This is a genomic window from Nonomuraea basaltis (assembly GCF_005893125.1).
Classification (GTDB): Bacteria; Actinomycetota; Actinomycetes; order Streptosporangiales; family Streptosporangiaceae; genus Nonomuraea; species Nonomuraea basaltis.
Genome location: NZ_VCJS01000007.1, coordinates 126,825 through 143,144, shown reverse-complemented (window position 1 = coordinate 143,144; position 16,320 = coordinate 126,825). Strand labels below are relative to the sequence as shown.

The window sequence follows — 16,320 nt, the reverse complement described above, 5'->3', positions numbered from 1 at the left end:
CGGAGGTGGTCGAGTTCACCGCCACGGCGCCGCCCGCGTCGGCCTTGAGCAGGCTGGTCACCTGGTCACGCTGGAGCGCGATGAGCGGCGAGACGACGATCGTGGGTCCGTCGAGCAGCAGCGTGGGGACCTGGTAGACCGCCGACTTGCCGCCACCGGTCGGCATGACGAGCAGCACGTCGCGTCCGTTGAGTAGGTGCTCCATCGCCTCCTGCTGGCCCGGTCGCAGCGTCCGCCAGCCGAAGCGCTGCCGGGCCGTGGCCCGCAGCCGCCGTCCCTGCGGCCCGAACCGGCCCTTCAACCTCATCCACAATCCCATGCCACCCACCCTTCATTCGGTGCGCGGTCATTACCCGCGCTCGCGGGCCGCATGCGCCCCCGCTGCACGGAAGGACAGGTGCGACGGAACACTGCACGACCGCGACACCGTCGCCACTATTACAGATCGGCGTTCGCGCTTCCACGGGCGTCTGCCACGATCATGCTCTATTCCATCGCATCCTGCTCAGCAAGTTTCGGGATGTCTTTGAAAGTTTCAATGATCACTCCTGAACCCGACCGGGCGGACAGCACCTCTGGCCCGGCTCGATGCTGCCTCAATCAATCTTGACCAAAAAGATGTCCGAAGTCTTGACGCGAATCATTGACGACTCGACAGCGTCGGGCCGATACTTTCGCTGCTGAACCGATACTTTCGTCATCGACAGACCTCAACACTGTCGATCCGAGCCACCCGCCGCGACATGGTCCTCCGGCCGTCGGCAACCGGCCAACCCCGCCGCGTTGTACGACGCCAACGCACGGTGTCCGCCACCCTGGCCACCGCCAATCCCACCGGCTCGCATCACACTGCCCCCCGCCAGCCTTTACGAGGAGGAAGCACGCACATGAACGGCGCCCCCGCCCCCTGGAAGAGCCGCAGACGCAGCCGCACCAGGCTGCTCATCGGCCGTGCCTGCGCCGTAGCCGTAGCGCTGGTCGTGGCCGTGGCGATGCCGCCCGACATCGCCAACGCTGCCCCCATAACCTCCAATCAAACCGGCACCAATAACGGCTACTTCTATTCATTCTGGACCGACAGCCCCGGGACCGTCTCCATGGAGCTGGGATCCGGCGGCAATTACAGCACCTCATGGAGCAACACCGGGAACTTCGTTGCCGGTAAGGGCTGGAACCCCGGCGGGCGCAGGACCGTGAACTACTCAGGCAGCTTCAATCCGTCCGGCAATGCATATCTGACCCTCTATGGGTGGACGAGAAACCCACTCGTGGAATATTACATCGTCGACAACTGGGGCACTTACCGGCCCACGGGAACGTACAAGGGCACGGTCACCAGCGATGGCGGCACGTACGACATCTACCAGACGACGCGATACAACGCCCCCTCCATCGAAGGCACGAGAACTTTTAACCAGTACTGGAGTGTCCGGCAGTCGAAGAAAACGGGCGGAACCATAACCTCTGGCAACCACTTTGACGCATGGGCCCGCTATGGAATGAATCTGGGCAGCCATGATTACATGATCCTCGCAACAGAGGGATATCAAAGCAGCGGAAACTCTAATATAACGGTGGACGGCTCCTCCGGCGGCAACCCCGGCGGCGGTGGCTGCACCGCGTCGCTGTCCGCGGGTCAGCAGTGGAGTGACCGCTACAATCTCAACGTCTCGGTCAGCGGCTCGAGCAACTGGACCGTAACGATGAACGTGCCGTCCCCAGCGAGCGTCATCGCCACGTGGAACATCAGCGCCAGCTACCCCAGCGCCCAGGTGCTGACGGCGAGACCCAACGGCAACGGCAACAACTGGGGTGTGACGATCCAGCACAACGGCAACCGGACCTGGCCGGCGGTCTCCTGCAGCGCGAGCTGACCTCCGAACACCCGAAACACCGCACCTGTGGCGCGGCGGTACCCGCACGGATTATCGCGGACAGAGCGATAGAAGCCGGCACACCCCGACAGTGAGGGAAGATCAGGCTTCGCCCCGCGTTCTCACAGCGATCACGCCGGCCGCGTGCAGGCTGACCAGCAATGTCCAGTCGTCGGCCGGGTCGAGCCAGACCTGTAGTTGCGCAGGCCCCGACGGCCTGGGCAGCACCCCGACGGGCTCATAGAAGGTCGAGACCAGGACCAGGGGAACCGGCGCCTCCCAGCGAGAGGGCGCTGGTGGTTCGTCTCGTCCGCCGAGGATCACCGCGCGCTCCGCCTCGCTGCATGCGTCGAGGTGCCGTCCGGCCGCGAGCTGAGCTTGCATCCTTACCTGCATATCCATGGCGAGGCGGACACGCGCCGTCGCGCGCTCGTCGTCGGTGGCGAGCCGGGCGTAGCCGGGGACGAGCATCCCGACCAGCTCTGCGGAATCGTCGGCGTAGCCACGGTAGGTCCCGCCCGCATAGATCATCTCATAGCGGTACGGCCGGCCGTCGCCTTTGATCGGTGCGGCCGGAGGTGGCTCCATCGCTGAGGTGTTACGGATGATCACGGGCACTGGATGGCATCCCATTTCGCGGTGAGGTCGTTCTGCACCGTCATGCCGGGCGCACCCAGCGAGTGGCGGCGTACAAGGCGGTGAGCTGCTCCTTGTCGGCGGCCCGCCAGAATATCTCGTCCATCAGACGTCGGAACGAAAGGCTTCCCCGCTCGGTGAGGTCCGGCGCGGGATGTAGCTTGAGGAGTTCGGCGTGGGCGCCCAGCGGGTCACGCCGGCCCCCGTTGGGAAGATCGCCCAGCGTCGCGTTGCGGAACGCCGCCTCGATCAGCGCGAGCGACACCTTCACCTGGGATTGGATCACGGCGGGGTGGAGCGAACCGTCCCACAGCCGAAACTCGATGTGGTCCTTCGAGGAGCCTTTCATGCCCTGCATGTTCATCGCGAAGTCGTGGCTGCTGTTGAAACTCCGTACCGGAGCCACCGACTCGTAGCCAGCGGCGGGCAGTTGGTTGGGGTGGCAGTGTTTGAGGCCCCGGTGACTCTCCCGCTCTGGGTTGTGCCCAAGTCGGAACAACGTATCGGTGTGATGGCCCATGTAATTCAGCACACTGGTGTAGTTCTCCACAATGTGGTCGTAGTCGTGGGTGCTCACGTGGACGTGCCCACCGGTCGAGGGGCTGGCCGTGCCGCCATGCGATCGGATGATCTCGCAGGCGATGCGGAGGTTCTCCCACGTCGCCGGCTCGTCGTACAGGATGGGCGAGACCAGTTCGCCCGCGACCGTGCCGTCCTGTTCCAGCTTCCATAGGCCGCGCCCGCCGTTCGTTCCCGAACGGTAGCCCTGACCCTGCATGGTGTGGTAGCCGTGCACCTGAGCATCGCTGGTCAGGCCGGCCTCGTACAGGGCACGGGCGATGGCCTCTCGGCCTTGGCGGGCGGTGTGATCCGGCAGGTCGAACTCGAGCTCCAGCCCGAACCCGCGCCCGCCGTCACGCGCCGCCAGGGATGCGGTGGCGTTGTCGAGCATGTAGGGAAGCACCGCCTCTCCCCTTGCAGCGCGTTCCACCGCCTGATCGTAAGCGCTCCGGAACGCCGCGAAATCCCTCGTAAAAGACGCCTCGGGGAGATCCGGCCAGCGCCGCCACGCCTGGACCCGGGCCTCCAGCGAGGCGACTCGTTCCTGCTTCGCCACGGCCAGCGGGTCGGGGCCGGCGAACAGTGATAGGGCGCGGCGCAGGGTAGGACGGGCCTGACGATACGCCTCCTGCGCCTTCGCGTGTTCGTGGATCGCGACCTGCCGGGCATCCCGGACGATCGAGGGGGAGAGATCGTGCAACCCCGACGGGATGTTCCGCGTGTCCGGCAGCCGGCCGTTCGCGGAACGACCGACGTGCTGAGTCAGGACGTCGAGCACCTGCCGCCGATCGACCGGCCCGAAGAGGTCGAAGCCGTTCTGCTGGGCCTCGGCCGTCCTCTGCGCCAGCCGTTCGACGGAATGGTCAAGACCCGCGTCTCCTGCCAGCCGGCGCAACGGATCGAATACCCACAACCGGGATGACCGCTCGGAGCTGGTGATCTCAGCGAGACGAGAAAGGGCTCGCGCTTCGTCGTCGCTTGGATGCGTGACATCGTTCTCGGCCGCGATCCGCAGTCCATCCCAAAGATGCGGGTCTCGCGCCCGGTGGGCGGCGAGGATGCCGGTGAGCTCCTGGGGGCCGGCCGGCCGCGCGAGGTCGGCGCCGTGCGCCTGCGCATCCTCGGCCAGGCGTATGAGGTGCTCGATCGAGCGTCCTTGCCCGGCATCGTCGGCCAGGCGCTCCAGCGGGAGGACGGTGCGCTCCGTATCAACGCCCGAGCGCGTGACGATCTCGTCCAGGAGCGCGACCAAACGTACCGTCGCGTCGCCGGGATCGGTCAGGGAATACCTTTCGGCGAGCAGCACGCCGTTCCACAGGTACGGGTCTTCCTGCCAGAACCGGTCCATGGCCGCACGGAATGCCGTGTCCCCGGTCGTTCCGCGGGGGAAGTAGCCGTTCTGGTGGGCCGCCTGGACGACCGGGAGTAATTGCGTGACGTCGCGAATGCCGTACCGCTCGAGCACGGGTCCGATGAAGTTACGGGCCCTGCTTTGGGTGACAGGGTCCCCCATCATTCCGATCATGAGCCCGACCGTGCGTGCTTGCGTGGCGGTTGTGTCAAGGAGAGAGAACACGGTTTGGTGCCGGTACCCCGTCCAGCGATAAGAGTCTGCTGCCATGCACCTCCTGAGAATGTCGGTCAGGGCTGCACGGTCGGTCGCGCTGTCCGGGGACATGCCATACCGCCGGGCGTCGTTGAAGACTTCGATCAGGGCGTCGATTTCGAGGCTCAAGCCGAGTTCGGCCGCCAGCTCATGGATGGCCCTTCGCGGGTTCGGCCCGCCGATGGTCCGGCTCATCGATGCCAGAGCTCTTGCTGTCGTCTCGCTCTGGTCGATGACGGGCAGCTGTTCTGTCAGGCGCCGGCCTTCTGCCAGCAGTTCCTCATCCGGCACGGCCGGCGGCGACGAGTCGGTGCTGTCCGGACTCCGTCCCTCCGGGGGGCCGCTGAGCAGCCGTTCGATCCGGTTCGCCGTGCTGTCCTGGTGAGGACGGCTGTGCTGCCGGCGGTTGGTGTCCGCGGTGTTCCCGTTGTCAGGCGTCCAGCGGTGGACGATCGCCTCGGCTTCGGCGAAGTTCCGTGGCCGCGGATCCGCTATCGGAGAGAATTCATCGGGAATTGTGGTGTTCGGGGGCATCTGGTGCGGTCCGGCTGGCGTTCCTGCTGGGCGTGTTCGGTCCCTCGCCGTTTCTGGGACGGCAGTTCCGATCGACTCTTGTGGGACACGTGACGCGGGGAGTGCGGTTTCCCGGGCCATGCCGTTTGCCTGTGGTGGTGCGTGTCCGGGGAGTTGTTCTATCTGGCCAGCTGGCGGGGGTGTGGGGCCAAGGGCTCGCGGTTGGCGGGAACCGGCGTTGGGGTTCGCCAGGATGGGTTCGAGTTCCCCGCGTTCGCCTGACCGTGCCCGGTCGGGGTCGCCAGGTCGGTCCCCGTGACTCGTCACAAGGCGAGCTGCGGCCGGGCCCGCCGCGGACTCCAGGGCCGGTCCCGTCCGGTCCTGGGGCATCGTCGAGAGCGTCGATATCTGCGGATCGGTCACCGGCGGTGCGCTGTGCTCGCGTAGCGGGTGAGACGCGGGGAGAGCGGAGTCGACCGTGAGGGACTGCTGTGGTCGTTCCGGCCTGCCCTGGCCGGTTGATGCCGGTGCGGCCGTTTCGGCGGTCTTGGGAGCTGCGCTCCCCTGACCATGATGGCTTCCCTGTGCCGCGTCCGGTTCGGCGCTGCCTGCGTCATCGGGGGCCGCGCTGATGATCGCTGGGACGGTGGCTGGGAGCAGTGAACTGCGGGGGAGGCTACCCGGAATCGCGGCCTCGGCTCGCGGAGTGGCGTGGGTGGTTTCGCCGATCGGGGTTCGCTCGGCTGGGAGGCTCTGCGGGGGTCGTGTGAGGGTTCCGCCTTGTTCGGCTCTGTCCCCGGCCGCGCTGTACAGCGGCATGTCATGGCGCCGGGTGACCTCACCCACGATCACCCCGCTGGAGTGCGGCTGGGGTAGGTTGGCGCCCGGTTCGGACGGCTGCCGGTTGATCAGGGTGTCGACGTCGGCGTGGTGTTCGGGCCGAGGGTGGTGCACCAGGGTAGTCGTGTCGCGGCCTGTGGCCGGCGGGGTGTTGCCGCCCGGGCTCGTGTGCGGAGGGTACTCGACGACTCTGGGAGCGGGCGGGGATTGCCCGCCGGGTGCGCGCGGTGGATCAGTGTCGACGTGTGGAGCGTTGGTGAGCGTTGTGTCGCCGATTTGGGCGACTGCCTGCATCGGGATGTGGCTCACCCGTGCCGAGGCTGGGATGTCGAGGCCGCCGGCGACGCCGGAGATGAAGGTGTAGGCCAGGTGTGAGGCGTCGAGTTGCCCGCTGAGTGCCAGCCCGGGGACGGCGCCGGCGGTACCCGCCACCCCACCCAGCAGCGCCTGGCCGTACATGCTCTGCCCGATCGCCACGATTTTGTCACGCACGGCCAGCTCGACCTCGGAGGCGACGTACACCATCTCCCGGCTCAGCAGGCGTGAAAGACCCACGTTCGCACCGGCGAACAGGGCACCGGTCAGAGCGCCGCTGCCGACCGACATCGCCAGCGATGCGACGTCGAAGTCCCCCGCTTCACGATCCCCCCAGATCTGCTGCGCCACCTGCACGCCGAAGTCCAGGCCGCCCATGATCCCGGCGAATTTGAGCATGCTGATGAGGATCAGCCGCTTCATCGTCTGGATGTTCATCTGGGTCAGCAGCGTGTTGTGCTGGATCAGCTTGAGAACGGCCGGGCCGTTGACGTAGATCCACACCAGCAGCCTGACGATCATCGCGCCGAGCAGCGCCAGCGAGGCGTAGATCATCCACTCGGTGTGCTGCATCCGCACGCCGTGCTCGCGCAGGGACGCCGCCTCGTCCCGGAGCACCTGCTCCAGCAGGTCGAGCAGCGTCTCCTCGGAACCGGGGCCGGCGGTGCCCGTCTGCCCGCCGAGCGCGGCGAACGTCTGCTCGAACGCCTCCTTCGCAGCGCCCTGCCATTCCCAGCCGCGCAGCATCCGTACGACTGCGCCGGCGTCCTCCGTCTTGATCTCGGCCAGGAAATCCGCCAGGTTCTCCAGTGTCCGCGCCTCGGCGAGGATCCCGTCGACGTCGGCGTCCGGGAACGCCCCGCCCGTCAACGGCTGCGCCAGCGGCTTCACCACGTCGGGCACCAGGCTGAGATCGAGCCCCATCAGACGGTGTCATCCTTCTCGATCGACTGTCATGATCGGCCGGGGCTGATCATGATCGCGGCCGTGGATCCTGCGGCTCTGGTGTGCTGGGTTGCGGCAGAAATGACTCGAAGCTCGTTCCTTCGCCGAACAGGTCCTCGAATGGGAGATCCGGTCCGAAGGGCTCCATCAGCTCCTTCATCTCATCGGAGACCTGCCTGGTCGCCCGCCCGATCTGCTCAACGATCAAGGCGGACAGCTCTGACGGCGACATCTTGCGGTAGACCCGGGGGTCGAACTCGATCGTCCGCACTTCACCGCGGGGACCGACGGTCACGGTCACCATGCCGTCCTTCGACCTGGCCGTCGCCGACAGCTCCCGTACCTTCTCGTGCATCTTCCTGAGCTGCTCGGTTTGCTGGTTGACCTCCTGGACGAGTTGCTCCAGCAGCTGCCACGGCTGGTCCGTCGTCATCTATGTCCCCCACGTGTGACCACACGAGCATCAAAGATCCCAGAAGTACCATTCTTTCCCGATTTTGTGGTGAATATCGACAATCAAGCGCACGGACGGCGGCGCGCGCCCGCTAGGCTGCCCACCCGTGGAGTTCAACGGTGTCGCCTACAGCCGGAGCCGCCTTCACCGGTTGGCGTGCGCAGCGGACGGCATGGCCGGTGACACGTCCGACGCACACGCCCGGTTCGAGGCGTCGTCGGGCGCGGCACGCGCCGCCCTCGGCGACGACGACTATGGCCGCATGTACTGGCAGGCACGCGGCCAACGGATGGAGAGCATCGGCACCGGGCTCGAACTGCTGGCGACCGCGCTCCGGGAGCAGGAAACCCGGATTCACAGGGCGTCGCAGACATACGAGGCCTGCGAGGATGCCACCACCCTGCGCACCTGAGCCTGGGTCCACGTATGTGGGCGATGAGGGCGGCGAGCCACCATCCCGTCCAGACCGCGGCCAACGGACGCCCACCGGGCTACGGGGCACGCACCAGACCCACTCCGCGGTCGGCGAGGTCCACCCCTGAGGCCAGCGGGCTGACTACAGCGTCCGCGATCAGGCGAGCGGTGACGGTGGAGGCCGTCACCGGCAGCGGCGACTTCATCACGTCCTCCCACCACAGCGCCGCCACACCGGCGACGTGCGGCGTCGCCATGCTCGTGCCGCTCAGAGCGCGCAGGCCGCCCCCGGCCCGCGCGGAGACCACCCACGCCCCCGATCACAACATCACCGGCATCGGATGCGCCTACATCGGCATGAACAGCCCGACCGAGGCGGCGAAGCGGTCGATCCGCGCCCTGTACGACGAGGCGTGCGCCCAGGCCGACCGCATCCTCGCCAAGCGCGGCCACAGCCACATCGGCGACACCGACTGTCCCGGCACCACGCTGCTGGCATGGGTGGAGTCCGGCATGCTCATCGACGACAGGGCGGCCGTGCCGGACCCGTCGCCGGACGACGAGCGGCTCGTGTGACCGGCGGGTCACCGAAGCCCTGACGGCTGCCGAGCTTCCTCCTCGGGCGGCATCTGCCGCCTGCGCGCGAGATGCTGCTGCAACTCGATGTGCCGGAACTGGTAGTACGGCCCCTCGGTGCGCAACAGGCCCAGGCGGTGGGCGTCGTCCAGGAAGGCCATGGCCCGCAGGGGCAGCCTCCCCTTGGTGGCCAGGCGGGGGACCGTCAGCTTGTAGGCCAGCCAGGCGTGGTGGCTGCCCAGCATGAGCCCGAACAGCAGTCCCAGCAGCAGCCCGCCCACGACCGCCACGGTCCCGTTGGGCAGCGGCGCGTGCAGCACGATGGCCCCGCCCATGACCCCGACCACCAGCCCGCTGATGATCCGGATGACGGTCAAGTTCCTGTCGGCCCGCCAGGTCGAGCGCGGGGATCTCGCGGTCGCGGTGGTGGTGGGGTGCTCGACCCAGCGGATCAGGCTGAGCACGACGACGAACCCGATGCCGGCCAGCAGGCCGATGTCCATCGCGCCCGCCCAGGCAGCCTTCATGGGCGCTCGGATCGAGGTGGCCATGAGCCAGCCGACGAGAGCCCCCAAAGCCCCGACGATCAACCCGTCCCTGAGGATGCCGAGGAGCTCGGATCGCCTGCCACGCAGGTGGAAGTCGGCATGGCCTGGCGACTCGGTGAACCAGGACCCGATCAGGACCATGACCAAGAGCGCGGACAGCAGGCCGATCAACGCGCCGGCTTGGAGCGACGCTGTCAGCAGCGTGAAGGCCAGCCCGACCACGACCCCGATCACGAGGGCGGCCCACACCCGGACCGGAAGGCTGGGCGTGTAGCGGGCCAGATGCCACCAGCCCACGTCACGCGGGTCCGCCGTATCACGTGTGAGCTCGCGGGACAGGTACGTGAGCCACCGGCCGACCTGCTCCGGCGTCCACGCGTGCTGCGGCCGGAAGGGCTGGACCGGACCGCCGGCGGGTGGACGCGCGCTGACCAGGGCGGGGATGAGCCGGTCGCACAGATGGTCGTGCAGCTCGGCCGCGCTGCCGCGCCCGAGCCCCAGCAGCGGCGCCGGATCCACCCGCGGCGCGATGTAGGTGGCGCGGATCAGCCACAACCCCAGAGACGCCGAGGCGACCTCGGCCAGTGCGGGGACGGCACCCGTGCGCAGCGCCTCCAGGACCTGGGGCCAGGTGGTATGCGGCACGGGTGGGAGGCACGCCCCCAGGTAGCCGGCCGCCGCGGCGGGGGACATGGGCTGCGGCTCGATGACCGCCGCCGCCGTCAGCACGTCGCCGATCTCCTGGACGGACTCGGCGAACTGCGCCGTGCGGCAGGTGAGGATGAGCTGGTCGGTCTCGCACATCGACCGGTTCAGCGCGGCCAGCATGTCCGCGCGGGCGCGGCCGGACAGCTCGTCCAGCCCGTCGATGACGGGCAGCACCTCGCCGCGGGCCACGAGCGTCTCCGGGAGCCCGGGGCCCAGGTCATCCGCGCGCAGTGCGGGATAGTCCATCGCCAGGCACGCGGCCAGCCAATCCTGCAGTCGCGGATGCGCGCGATCGTCCCAGCGCGCGACCGATACCAGCACCGGTACGGGCTCCTCCGGCTGCCGCGTGCGCAGCAGTTCGAGCACGAGCTGCACGGCCAGGGTGGTCTTCCCGGTGCCCGGACCGCCCAGGATGACCAGCCGGCGACAGCGCAGGGCGCGGAAGTTGCGCGCCATGTCGGCGATGTGCACGTCCAGGCCCGGGAAGGCCACGGTGCCCTTGGCGATGATCTCGGGGTGGTCGGCGAGCTCTCGACGCTCGGTCGAGCGCCAGGGCAGCGGCATGGGCTCGGGATCGCACAGCGAGCGCAGGACCGTCTCGTCGCGCCATTGCTGGGCCACCAGGCCGGCGAGGATGTCCTTGGCGGTGCCGATGTCGGCGGATGTCGGCGCGGGCGCGGGCGCGCCACGTTTGCGCCACCAGGACAGGAACTGCACCAGGGCGTTTCCCAGCCCCACCGCGGCCGTTGCCGCCGCCACGATATTGGCGGTTCCGGCCGCCATTCCCAAGGGCTCGCCGGTCTTCAACCCCTTGGCCCAGAACAGCAAGGCACTGGCCAGGGCCAGGAGCAGAACGCCCAGCACCATCGAGGCCCTGATTGTGCGATTCCGCCAGAATTGTCCAGACATAACTCTATTGTGCGGACATTTCATATCAGATGGGGACTGAAGGGTCGCATGCAGACGTCGATAAATCGGAAAAATCCGCCACCTTATTGATGGGACTGCCTATCGGGCGGCATCATTTGGGAAACTCTCCCGGCCGCTGCGGCCTGCGCCCTGCGGCCGGGGAGGACGAGATTGCCGTCGGCGATGAGCATGAATCGCTCCAGGGCCGGCACGATCACGTGCACGGCGATGACCCCGCCGGGAAGAGCGCACACCGTACGGTGAAAGGCCGGGTAGCCACGCGCGGCCAGCATCGCGGCCACTTTCCGCAACTGGCCGCCAGGAGGCCCGATCACCTCGGCGGCCTGCGGAAGGGGGACCACGCGCGCCTCACGTAGGGGGCCGGTAAGGTCGAACCGCCCACACGCGTACAGCTCGGGGTGCGCCGCCAGCCCGGCCAGATCACCATGCGCGGAGGCTCCGGAGCGCGACAGGCCCTCGCCGAGGGTGGTCTGGACGAGCTCGGTGAGGGCACGCCAGGCGGCGTAGACCGGGCTCAGCGAGGTCCCGGTCCCGCGCCGGTGCGGATGGCGGGAGGTGGGGGCCGTGTACGCCAGCATGGTCGGCACCCCGAGGTCGCTGGTGATGTCCAGCAGATGCACCGGTGATCTGATCAGCTCCCCCGCCGTCGCGTACGCCCGCGCGAGGCCGTGCGGCAGCGTCTCCGGGTCGATCATCCTGAGCCGGAAGCCACCTCCGTCCAGGAAGGCCCGTACCAGGAGCAGGGACAGGGCGTCCCGCTCGACCGCCTCGTTGAGGGCGTGCAGCAGCGCCTCGTCGGCGGTGACGCCGGCGGCCGAGCCGCTGTTGCAGCTGTAGCGCGTCAAGTGGGCGTAGTCACAGTCGTCCGCGGCGAGCTCGCGCAGCCGCGCGGCGCCGGGCTCGACGTACCAGGGCGCGGACAGGAACAGCGGCACCAGCGCCTCCCACCCTCCGCCGAGGGGGCGATAGCGTAGACAGGCCATCCGCCGGCCGGGCATCCGGGCGAGCAGCAGCGCGCAGGCTTCTTCCCGTAGGAGCCCTGCGGCGATCTCGGCGGGTGCGGCCGGCTCCACGGTGGCGGCGTCGAACCCGGCCGGGCCGGTGAGGTAGTGCTCGACAGCCTCGAACAGCGCGCCCACGCGGGCCTCCTCCGGGCGTCCCTTCCCCATTCCGCAGGCGATCGGCGAGGCGTCCCCCGCGCCACCGAGCAGCCCGCACCACCAGGCGGTCGGATCACGGCCTCGGCCCGCGTCCACGAACTCCGCCCGCAGGCCCAGCGCGGCCAGCGCCAACGCCGCCCGCCTCCTGGCCTCGCCCAATGGCACCGTCCGCTCCACTTCACAGAACGCCTGGCCCGCCCCCTCCACGCTGCGCGGAGGGGGCGGCGCATGGAGGCCGTGAGCGCAGGCGCCCTCGGCATGCGAGCCCGGGTCATCGGAGCCGCCGGCGATGGAGTTCTGGGCGCGAGAGCCCTGCTCATGGGTGCCGGGGGCATGAGAGGCCGCGCCCCATGCCCGTCGCCGAGATTCCGGATCCCGATGCGGCTTACTGCTCGCCATCCCCGCTCATCGCGGACAGCAGCTCCTCCAGCCGGTCGAGTTCGGCCTGTGTCAGGTGCTGAGTCCGTCTGTCCAGCGAGGCGGGCATGACATAGTCCACGACATTTCCCATGACAATTCCCCCTTGGTTTCACCCCTCATAATACCTCCGCCTCGACAAACTTCCAGAAAAGCGGACTTGCTCCTATTTGATGACATATTTGCATATTCAAGGGCTTGACGGAGGAAGCCAGGGCGCATGAAGCCCGGCCGCTGGCGCTGCGAGCCAGCGTGCCGGGAATGCAAGGTAAAGCCAAGGATTCCGGATCTCCTGATGTCAACGGCGACGTGTGATCATGCTAAGTATTCCACTCGACGATCCGGCCGTTGTGAACTTGTTTGCGACTTTATGAGCTTGGCGGGGATCTAAGTGCGGGTACATCCGGCGCAAAGCGTACAAACACGCCCGGAGTGCTCCCGCTCGCTCGGATGAGGTGAGCTACCCCGGTTCCACCTTGGGAAGGAGCTCCATGTCCGATTACGGATCTCCACAGCCGGCCCGTGATCTGTGCGGCACCATGCTCGTGCATCGCAAACTACTGAACGAGAGCATGACCTACCGCGCCCGGCGCACGACGATCGAGAACCGGGCGCTGCAGTACGAGCAGGGACGGCGCGATTCCACACGCACCGACGTGGCTACGTTGCCTGTCGTCGTCCACGTGGTCCACAACCCGAACGCCCCGGAGCAGAACATCTGCGATGAGCAGATCCACAGCCAGATCACCGTCATCAACCAGGACTTTCGCGCGGCCAACCCCGATGTGGGGAAAGTGCCCGAGGTGTGGAAGGCGCTCGTGGCGGATCCTCGGATCGAGTTCCAGCTCGCGACGCGGGATCCGAACGGCGAGCCGACCAACGGGATCGTCCGAGTCGAGACCGATAAGCGTAGCTTCACCTGGGACGACGCCGTCAAAGCCAGCGCTGCCGGCGGCTCCGACCCCTGGCCGAGCGATCAGTACCTCAACATGTGGGTCTGCCAGTTGGGGGGCGGTCTCCTCGGGTACGCACAATTCCCCGGCGGCCCGCCGCAGACCGACGGCGTCGTCATCCTGCACTCCGCCTTCGGGACCATGGGTACGGCGGCGCCTCCTTTCGACGGCGGTCGTACCGCGACGCACGAGATCGGCCACTGGCTGGACCTCTACCACATCTGGGGCGACGATGACGGTGCCTGCACCAGCGATGACAAGGTCGCCGACACGCCGAACCAGGCGGGCGACAACACGGGAGTCCCTACCTTCCCCCGCATCACCTGCGACAACGGGCCCAACGGCGACATGTTCATGAACTACATGGATTACACCGACGATGTGGCCATGTTCATGTTCACGAAAGGCCAGGCGAAGAGGATGAACGCCTGTCTGGAGGGGGCACGAGCCTCGTTCCTGGTCGCGCAGGGGGTACGGGCGCCCGCCGCGGCGGTTCCCGCAGGAGCCCATCCCGCGCACAACGGAGAAGTGGAGCGGCTGCTTCACGATAGCGAGCGATTGACCACGGAAATCCTGAACGACATCCGTTCGGCGCTCGGCCTGGTCACCGGCCGTTCAGCCGGATGACCGGTCACGACGAGCGCTCGACGAGGGCTGACGAGGGCTGACGAGTGAGCAGTACACCGCCGGACATCATCGGCTCCTGGCTCCATTCCTTTGAGGAAGACACCGAGACCACGGCGGTGTACCGGCCTCGTGACCACTCGTTCCGCCCCTCGCGGCGAGTGCGGCGAGGGCTGGAGTTCCGGGCGGACGGGACGTTCGTCGAACTTCGTCCCGGCCCGGACGACCGTCCACGACCGGTGACCGGCCGCTGGCGAACCCAGGGGGCCGGCCGCATCCAGATCACCTTTCCCGAGGGGCACGGCACGCCGTTCGAGCTCACCGTCGTCTCCTGCGCGGACGGCGTGCTCACCATCTCCAAATGACGAACTCCGGAGTCGCGCCTCCGGCGGATCCCGACTCGCGAAGAGGTGCTTGAGATCGTGCGCGTGCTCGCCGGACACGCGATCGCGGAAGACCTGCGCCTGATCTTCTTCGGCGGTGAAGAGGAGGGACTGTGGGGCAGCGTGAATAGCGTCTTCCAGCGCCTGCTCTGCGGCGGCCCCAAGCGTCCCGATCGGGTGACCCAGTGGTTCAACGCGTGGTGCCCGACCGGCCCGGTCGCCATCGGCTGTCCCTTGAGCGACCACTGGCAAGGAGAGGTGACCGAGACTCGGCACCCACACGGTGCTCACATCTTCCGGCCGACCCCACCGTAGGCGTCGAGCTCGCGGCCGTTCGAGTGCCAGTGGTTGACCGTCACCACGCCCGGCTCCACCAGCTCCAAGCCCTCGAAGAAGCGTGCGATCTCCACGGGAGTGCGCTGGATGTAGGCTACGGCGCCGCTCTCGTTGTACTGCTCCTGTGCCTCTGTCCCTGCGGCGCTGTGTACGTTGGTGCCGTCGTTGAGTGCCAGGTAGCTGCCCGGCGCCAAGGCGCCCATCAGCCGTGCGACGATCGACAGCGCCTCGTTCAGGTCGGTGATGTGGCCCATGATGCCGCTGAGGTTGAGCGCCACAGGCTCGCTGAAGTCCAGCGTCTTCGCGGCGGCCGTCAAGATGGTCTCGGTGTCGCGCACGTCCGCGTCGATGTAATCGGTGGCGCCCTCTGGCGCGCCGACCAGCAGCGCACGGGCGTGGACCAGCACGAGGGGGTCGTTGTCGACATAGACGATCCGCGACTCGGGGGCGATTCGCTGGGCGATCTCGTGGGTGTTGTCCACCGTGGGCAGGCCGGTGCCGATGTCCAGGAATTGCCTGATGCCCGCGTCCCCGGTCAGGTAGGTGATGGTGCGGGCGAGGAACGCCCGGGACGCGAGGGCGAGCTCGACGACTTCGGGGAAGATCTTCTTGTACTCGTCCCCCGCGATGCGGTCGACCTCGTAGTTGTCCTTGCCACCCAGCCAGTAGTTCCAGATTCGAGCAGAGTGCGGCACATTAGTGTCGATCATGGAGTTCTCCTTCCGGAGGGACCTGCCGTCCAGGCACTCGTCCATCGTGCCCCGGGCCTGTCTCGTCGGCCTGTCCTCAGGTCTGCGATCCGCTCTGATTCTCGCCGGGGACCATCTGCTCAAGGAGACGATGCGCTTCTTCGAGATATGATGGAGACGGCATTGGTGATCATACAGCCAGGTCGTCCGCTCGCTCCTCGGACTTGTCGATGCGCCACCGCGGTCCTGTGCCTCGGCCTTCCGCTCCAGCGAATCGTGCACATGCGGTACGCCCGTGCTCAGCGGGTGGCCGCCTTCGGCGGCGCGCCGCTGCCCTCCAGGCGGGTGGTGATCGCGATGCGGTTGTGAGCATTGATCACTGTCGCGGCCCAGATCAGTGCCGCGAGCTGTGTCTCCTCGAACAGGCTCTCCGCCTCGGCGTACACCGAGTTCGGAACCTGGCCCGCGAAGACCAAGGTGATCGCCTCGGTCAGCGACAGCGCGGCCCGCTCCCTGTGGGTGAACAGCTTGCAGTTCCGCCAGGTCCGCACCTCGCGGATGCGCTGCTCGCTTTCACCCATGGCCCGCGCGTCCTGGGTGTGCTGGTCGAGCGAGAGGGAGCAGCCGTTGATCTGGGACGCACGGATCTTGATCAGCTGGAGCAGCTCGGGCTCGATGTCCGCCGCCTCCGCCGCGGCCAGGGCGGCCTCGTGCAGGGCGCTCATCGCGCTGGAGACATCCGGGGTCACATTCTTGATCGCAATCCGCGTGGCAATCGTGGCTACAGACATGTCGTGACTCTCATCTCGCTCGTTGAAGAAGGACGGGCGCAGCGACG

The 16,320-nt window shown here is 67.6% G+C and carries 16 protein-coding genes; 6 read left to right on the top strand and 10 right to left on the bottom strand.

All coding sequences use genetic code 11. The features are described 5' to 3' along the window. Nucleotides 1-319, bottom strand: a 319-nt coding sequence (locus EJK15_RS05355; protein WP_138709231.1) for a DEAD/DEAH box helicase, incomplete at its 3' end; no start/stop codon positions are given. A gap of 568 nt (nt 320-887) precedes the next feature. Between EJK15_RS05355 and EJK15_RS05350 the strand changes: the two genes are divergently transcribed. Then, entirely contained in the window at nt 888-1,874 is a 987-nt protein-coding gene (locus tag EJK15_RS05350; RefSeq protein ID WP_138709230.1) for a glycoside hydrolase family 11 protein, read from the top strand. Nucleotides 1,875-1,976: 102 nt separating this feature from the next. Here the strand turns inward: EJK15_RS05350 and EJK15_RS05345 are convergent, their stop codons facing one another. The 3 genes from EJK15_RS05345 to EJK15_RS05335 form a co-directional block, all read right to left on the bottom strand. Next, nucleotides 1,977-2,492, bottom strand: coding sequence for a hypothetical protein (locus tag EJK15_RS05345; protein WP_138709229.1), 516 nt, complete (start codon nt 2,490-2,492; stop codon nt 1,977-1,979). 40 nt (nt 2,493-2,532) lie between these two features. After that, nucleotides 2,533-6,918 carry a hypothetical protein gene (locus EJK15_RS05340; protein ID WP_138709228.1) on the bottom strand — a complete coding sequence of 1,462 codons (4,386 nt, stop codon included), beginning with the start codon at nt 6,916-6,918 and terminating at the stop codon, nt 2,533-2,535. A 400-nt stretch (nt 6,919-7,318) separates the two neighbouring features. Further along, nucleotides 7,319-7,723 carry a YbaB/EbfC family nucleoid-associated protein gene (locus EJK15_RS05335; RefSeq protein WP_138709227.1) on the bottom strand — a complete coding sequence of 135 codons (405 nt, stop codon included), beginning with the start codon at nt 7,721-7,723 and terminating at the stop codon, nt 7,319-7,321. A 127-nt stretch (nt 7,724-7,850) separates the two neighbouring features. On the opposite strand from EJK15_RS05335, the gene EJK15_RS05330 reads away from it, so the two are divergent. Continuing rightward, complete coding sequence (locus tag EJK15_RS05330; protein ID WP_138709226.1) at nt 7,851-8,156, top strand: hypothetical protein; 306 nt, start codon at nt 7,851-7,853, stop codon at nt 8,154-8,156. Between the two features lie 79 nt (nt 8,157-8,235). On the opposite strand, the gene EJK15_RS05325 is transcribed toward EJK15_RS05330, so the two are convergent. Continuing rightward, the gene (locus EJK15_RS05325) at nt 8,236-8,415 is read right to left on the bottom strand and encodes a hypothetical protein (RefSeq protein ID WP_206060661.1); all 180 of its coding nucleotides are present in this window, start codon (nt 8,413-8,415) and stop codon (nt 8,236-8,238) included. On the opposite strand from EJK15_RS05325, the gene EJK15_RS05320 reads away from it, so the two are divergent. Continuing rightward, a complete protein-coding gene (locus EJK15_RS05320; protein WP_171074116.1) occupies nt 8,414-8,734 on the top strand; it encodes a hypothetical protein in 321 nt (106 codons plus the stop codon). The genes EJK15_RS05325 and EJK15_RS05320 overlap by 2 nt on opposite strands. Before the next feature lie 8 nt (nt 8,735-8,742). Here the strand turns inward: EJK15_RS05320 and EJK15_RS05315 are convergent, their stop codons facing one another. The 3 genes from EJK15_RS05315 to EJK15_RS76170 all read right to left on the bottom strand — a co-directional run bounded on the left by EJK15_RS05315 (nt 8,743) and on the right by EJK15_RS76170 (nt 12,591). Continuing rightward, nucleotides 8,743-10,857 (bottom strand): NACHT domain-containing protein, encoded by a 2,115-nt coding sequence (locus EJK15_RS05315; protein WP_138709223.1) that lies wholly within the window; start codon nt 10,855-10,857, stop codon nt 8,743-8,745. A gap of 125 nt (nt 10,858-10,982) precedes the next feature. Then, nucleotides 10,983-12,245, bottom strand: a complete 1,263-nt coding sequence (locus EJK15_RS05310; protein WP_138709222.1) for a YcaO-like family protein — start codon at nt 12,243-12,245, stop codon at nt 10,983-10,985. Nucleotides 12,246-12,465: 220 nt separating this feature from the next. Further along, nucleotides 12,466-12,591, bottom strand: a complete 126-nt coding sequence (locus EJK15_RS76170) for a hypothetical protein (protein ID WP_276615362.1) — start codon at nt 12,589-12,591, stop codon at nt 12,466-12,468. Between the two features lie 478 nt (nt 12,592-13,069). Between EJK15_RS76170 and EJK15_RS05305 the strand changes: the two genes are divergently transcribed. Genes EJK15_RS05305 through EJK15_RS05290 form a run of 3 tightly spaced genes read left to right on the top strand, consistent with a single transcriptional unit; the run spans nt 13,070 to nt 14,772 of the window. Continuing rightward, a complete protein-coding gene (locus EJK15_RS05305; RefSeq protein ID WP_206060660.1) occupies nt 13,070-14,077 on the top strand; it encodes a zinc metalloprotease in 1,008 nt (335 codons plus the stop codon). A gap of 44 nt (nt 14,078-14,121) precedes the next feature. Next, nucleotides 14,122-14,439 (top strand): hypothetical protein, encoded by a 318-nt coding sequence (locus EJK15_RS05300; protein ID WP_138709221.1) that lies wholly within the window; start codon nt 14,122-14,124, stop codon nt 14,437-14,439. A 57-nt stretch (nt 14,440-14,496) separates the two neighbouring features. Beyond that, entirely contained in the window at nt 14,497-14,772 is a 276-nt protein-coding gene (locus tag EJK15_RS05290) for a hypothetical protein (RefSeq protein WP_206060659.1), read from the top strand. Here EJK15_RS05290 and EJK15_RS05285 read toward each other — a convergent pair. Together EJK15_RS05285 and EJK15_RS05280 are read right to left on the bottom strand one after the other, a co-directional pair. Beyond that, nucleotides 14,745-15,503, bottom strand: coding sequence for an SAM-dependent methyltransferase (locus EJK15_RS05285; protein WP_240776786.1), 759 nt, complete (start codon nt 15,501-15,503; stop codon nt 14,745-14,747). The genes EJK15_RS05290 and EJK15_RS05285 overlap by 28 nt on opposite strands. A 278-nt stretch (nt 15,504-15,781) precedes the next feature. Next, nucleotides 15,782-16,231: a carboxymuconolactone decarboxylase family protein gene (locus EJK15_RS05280; RefSeq protein ID WP_240776785.1), complete on the bottom strand. Its 450-nt coding sequence runs from the start codon at nt 16,229-16,231 to the stop codon at nt 15,782-15,784. Nucleotides 16,232-16,320 lie beyond the last annotated feature (89 nt).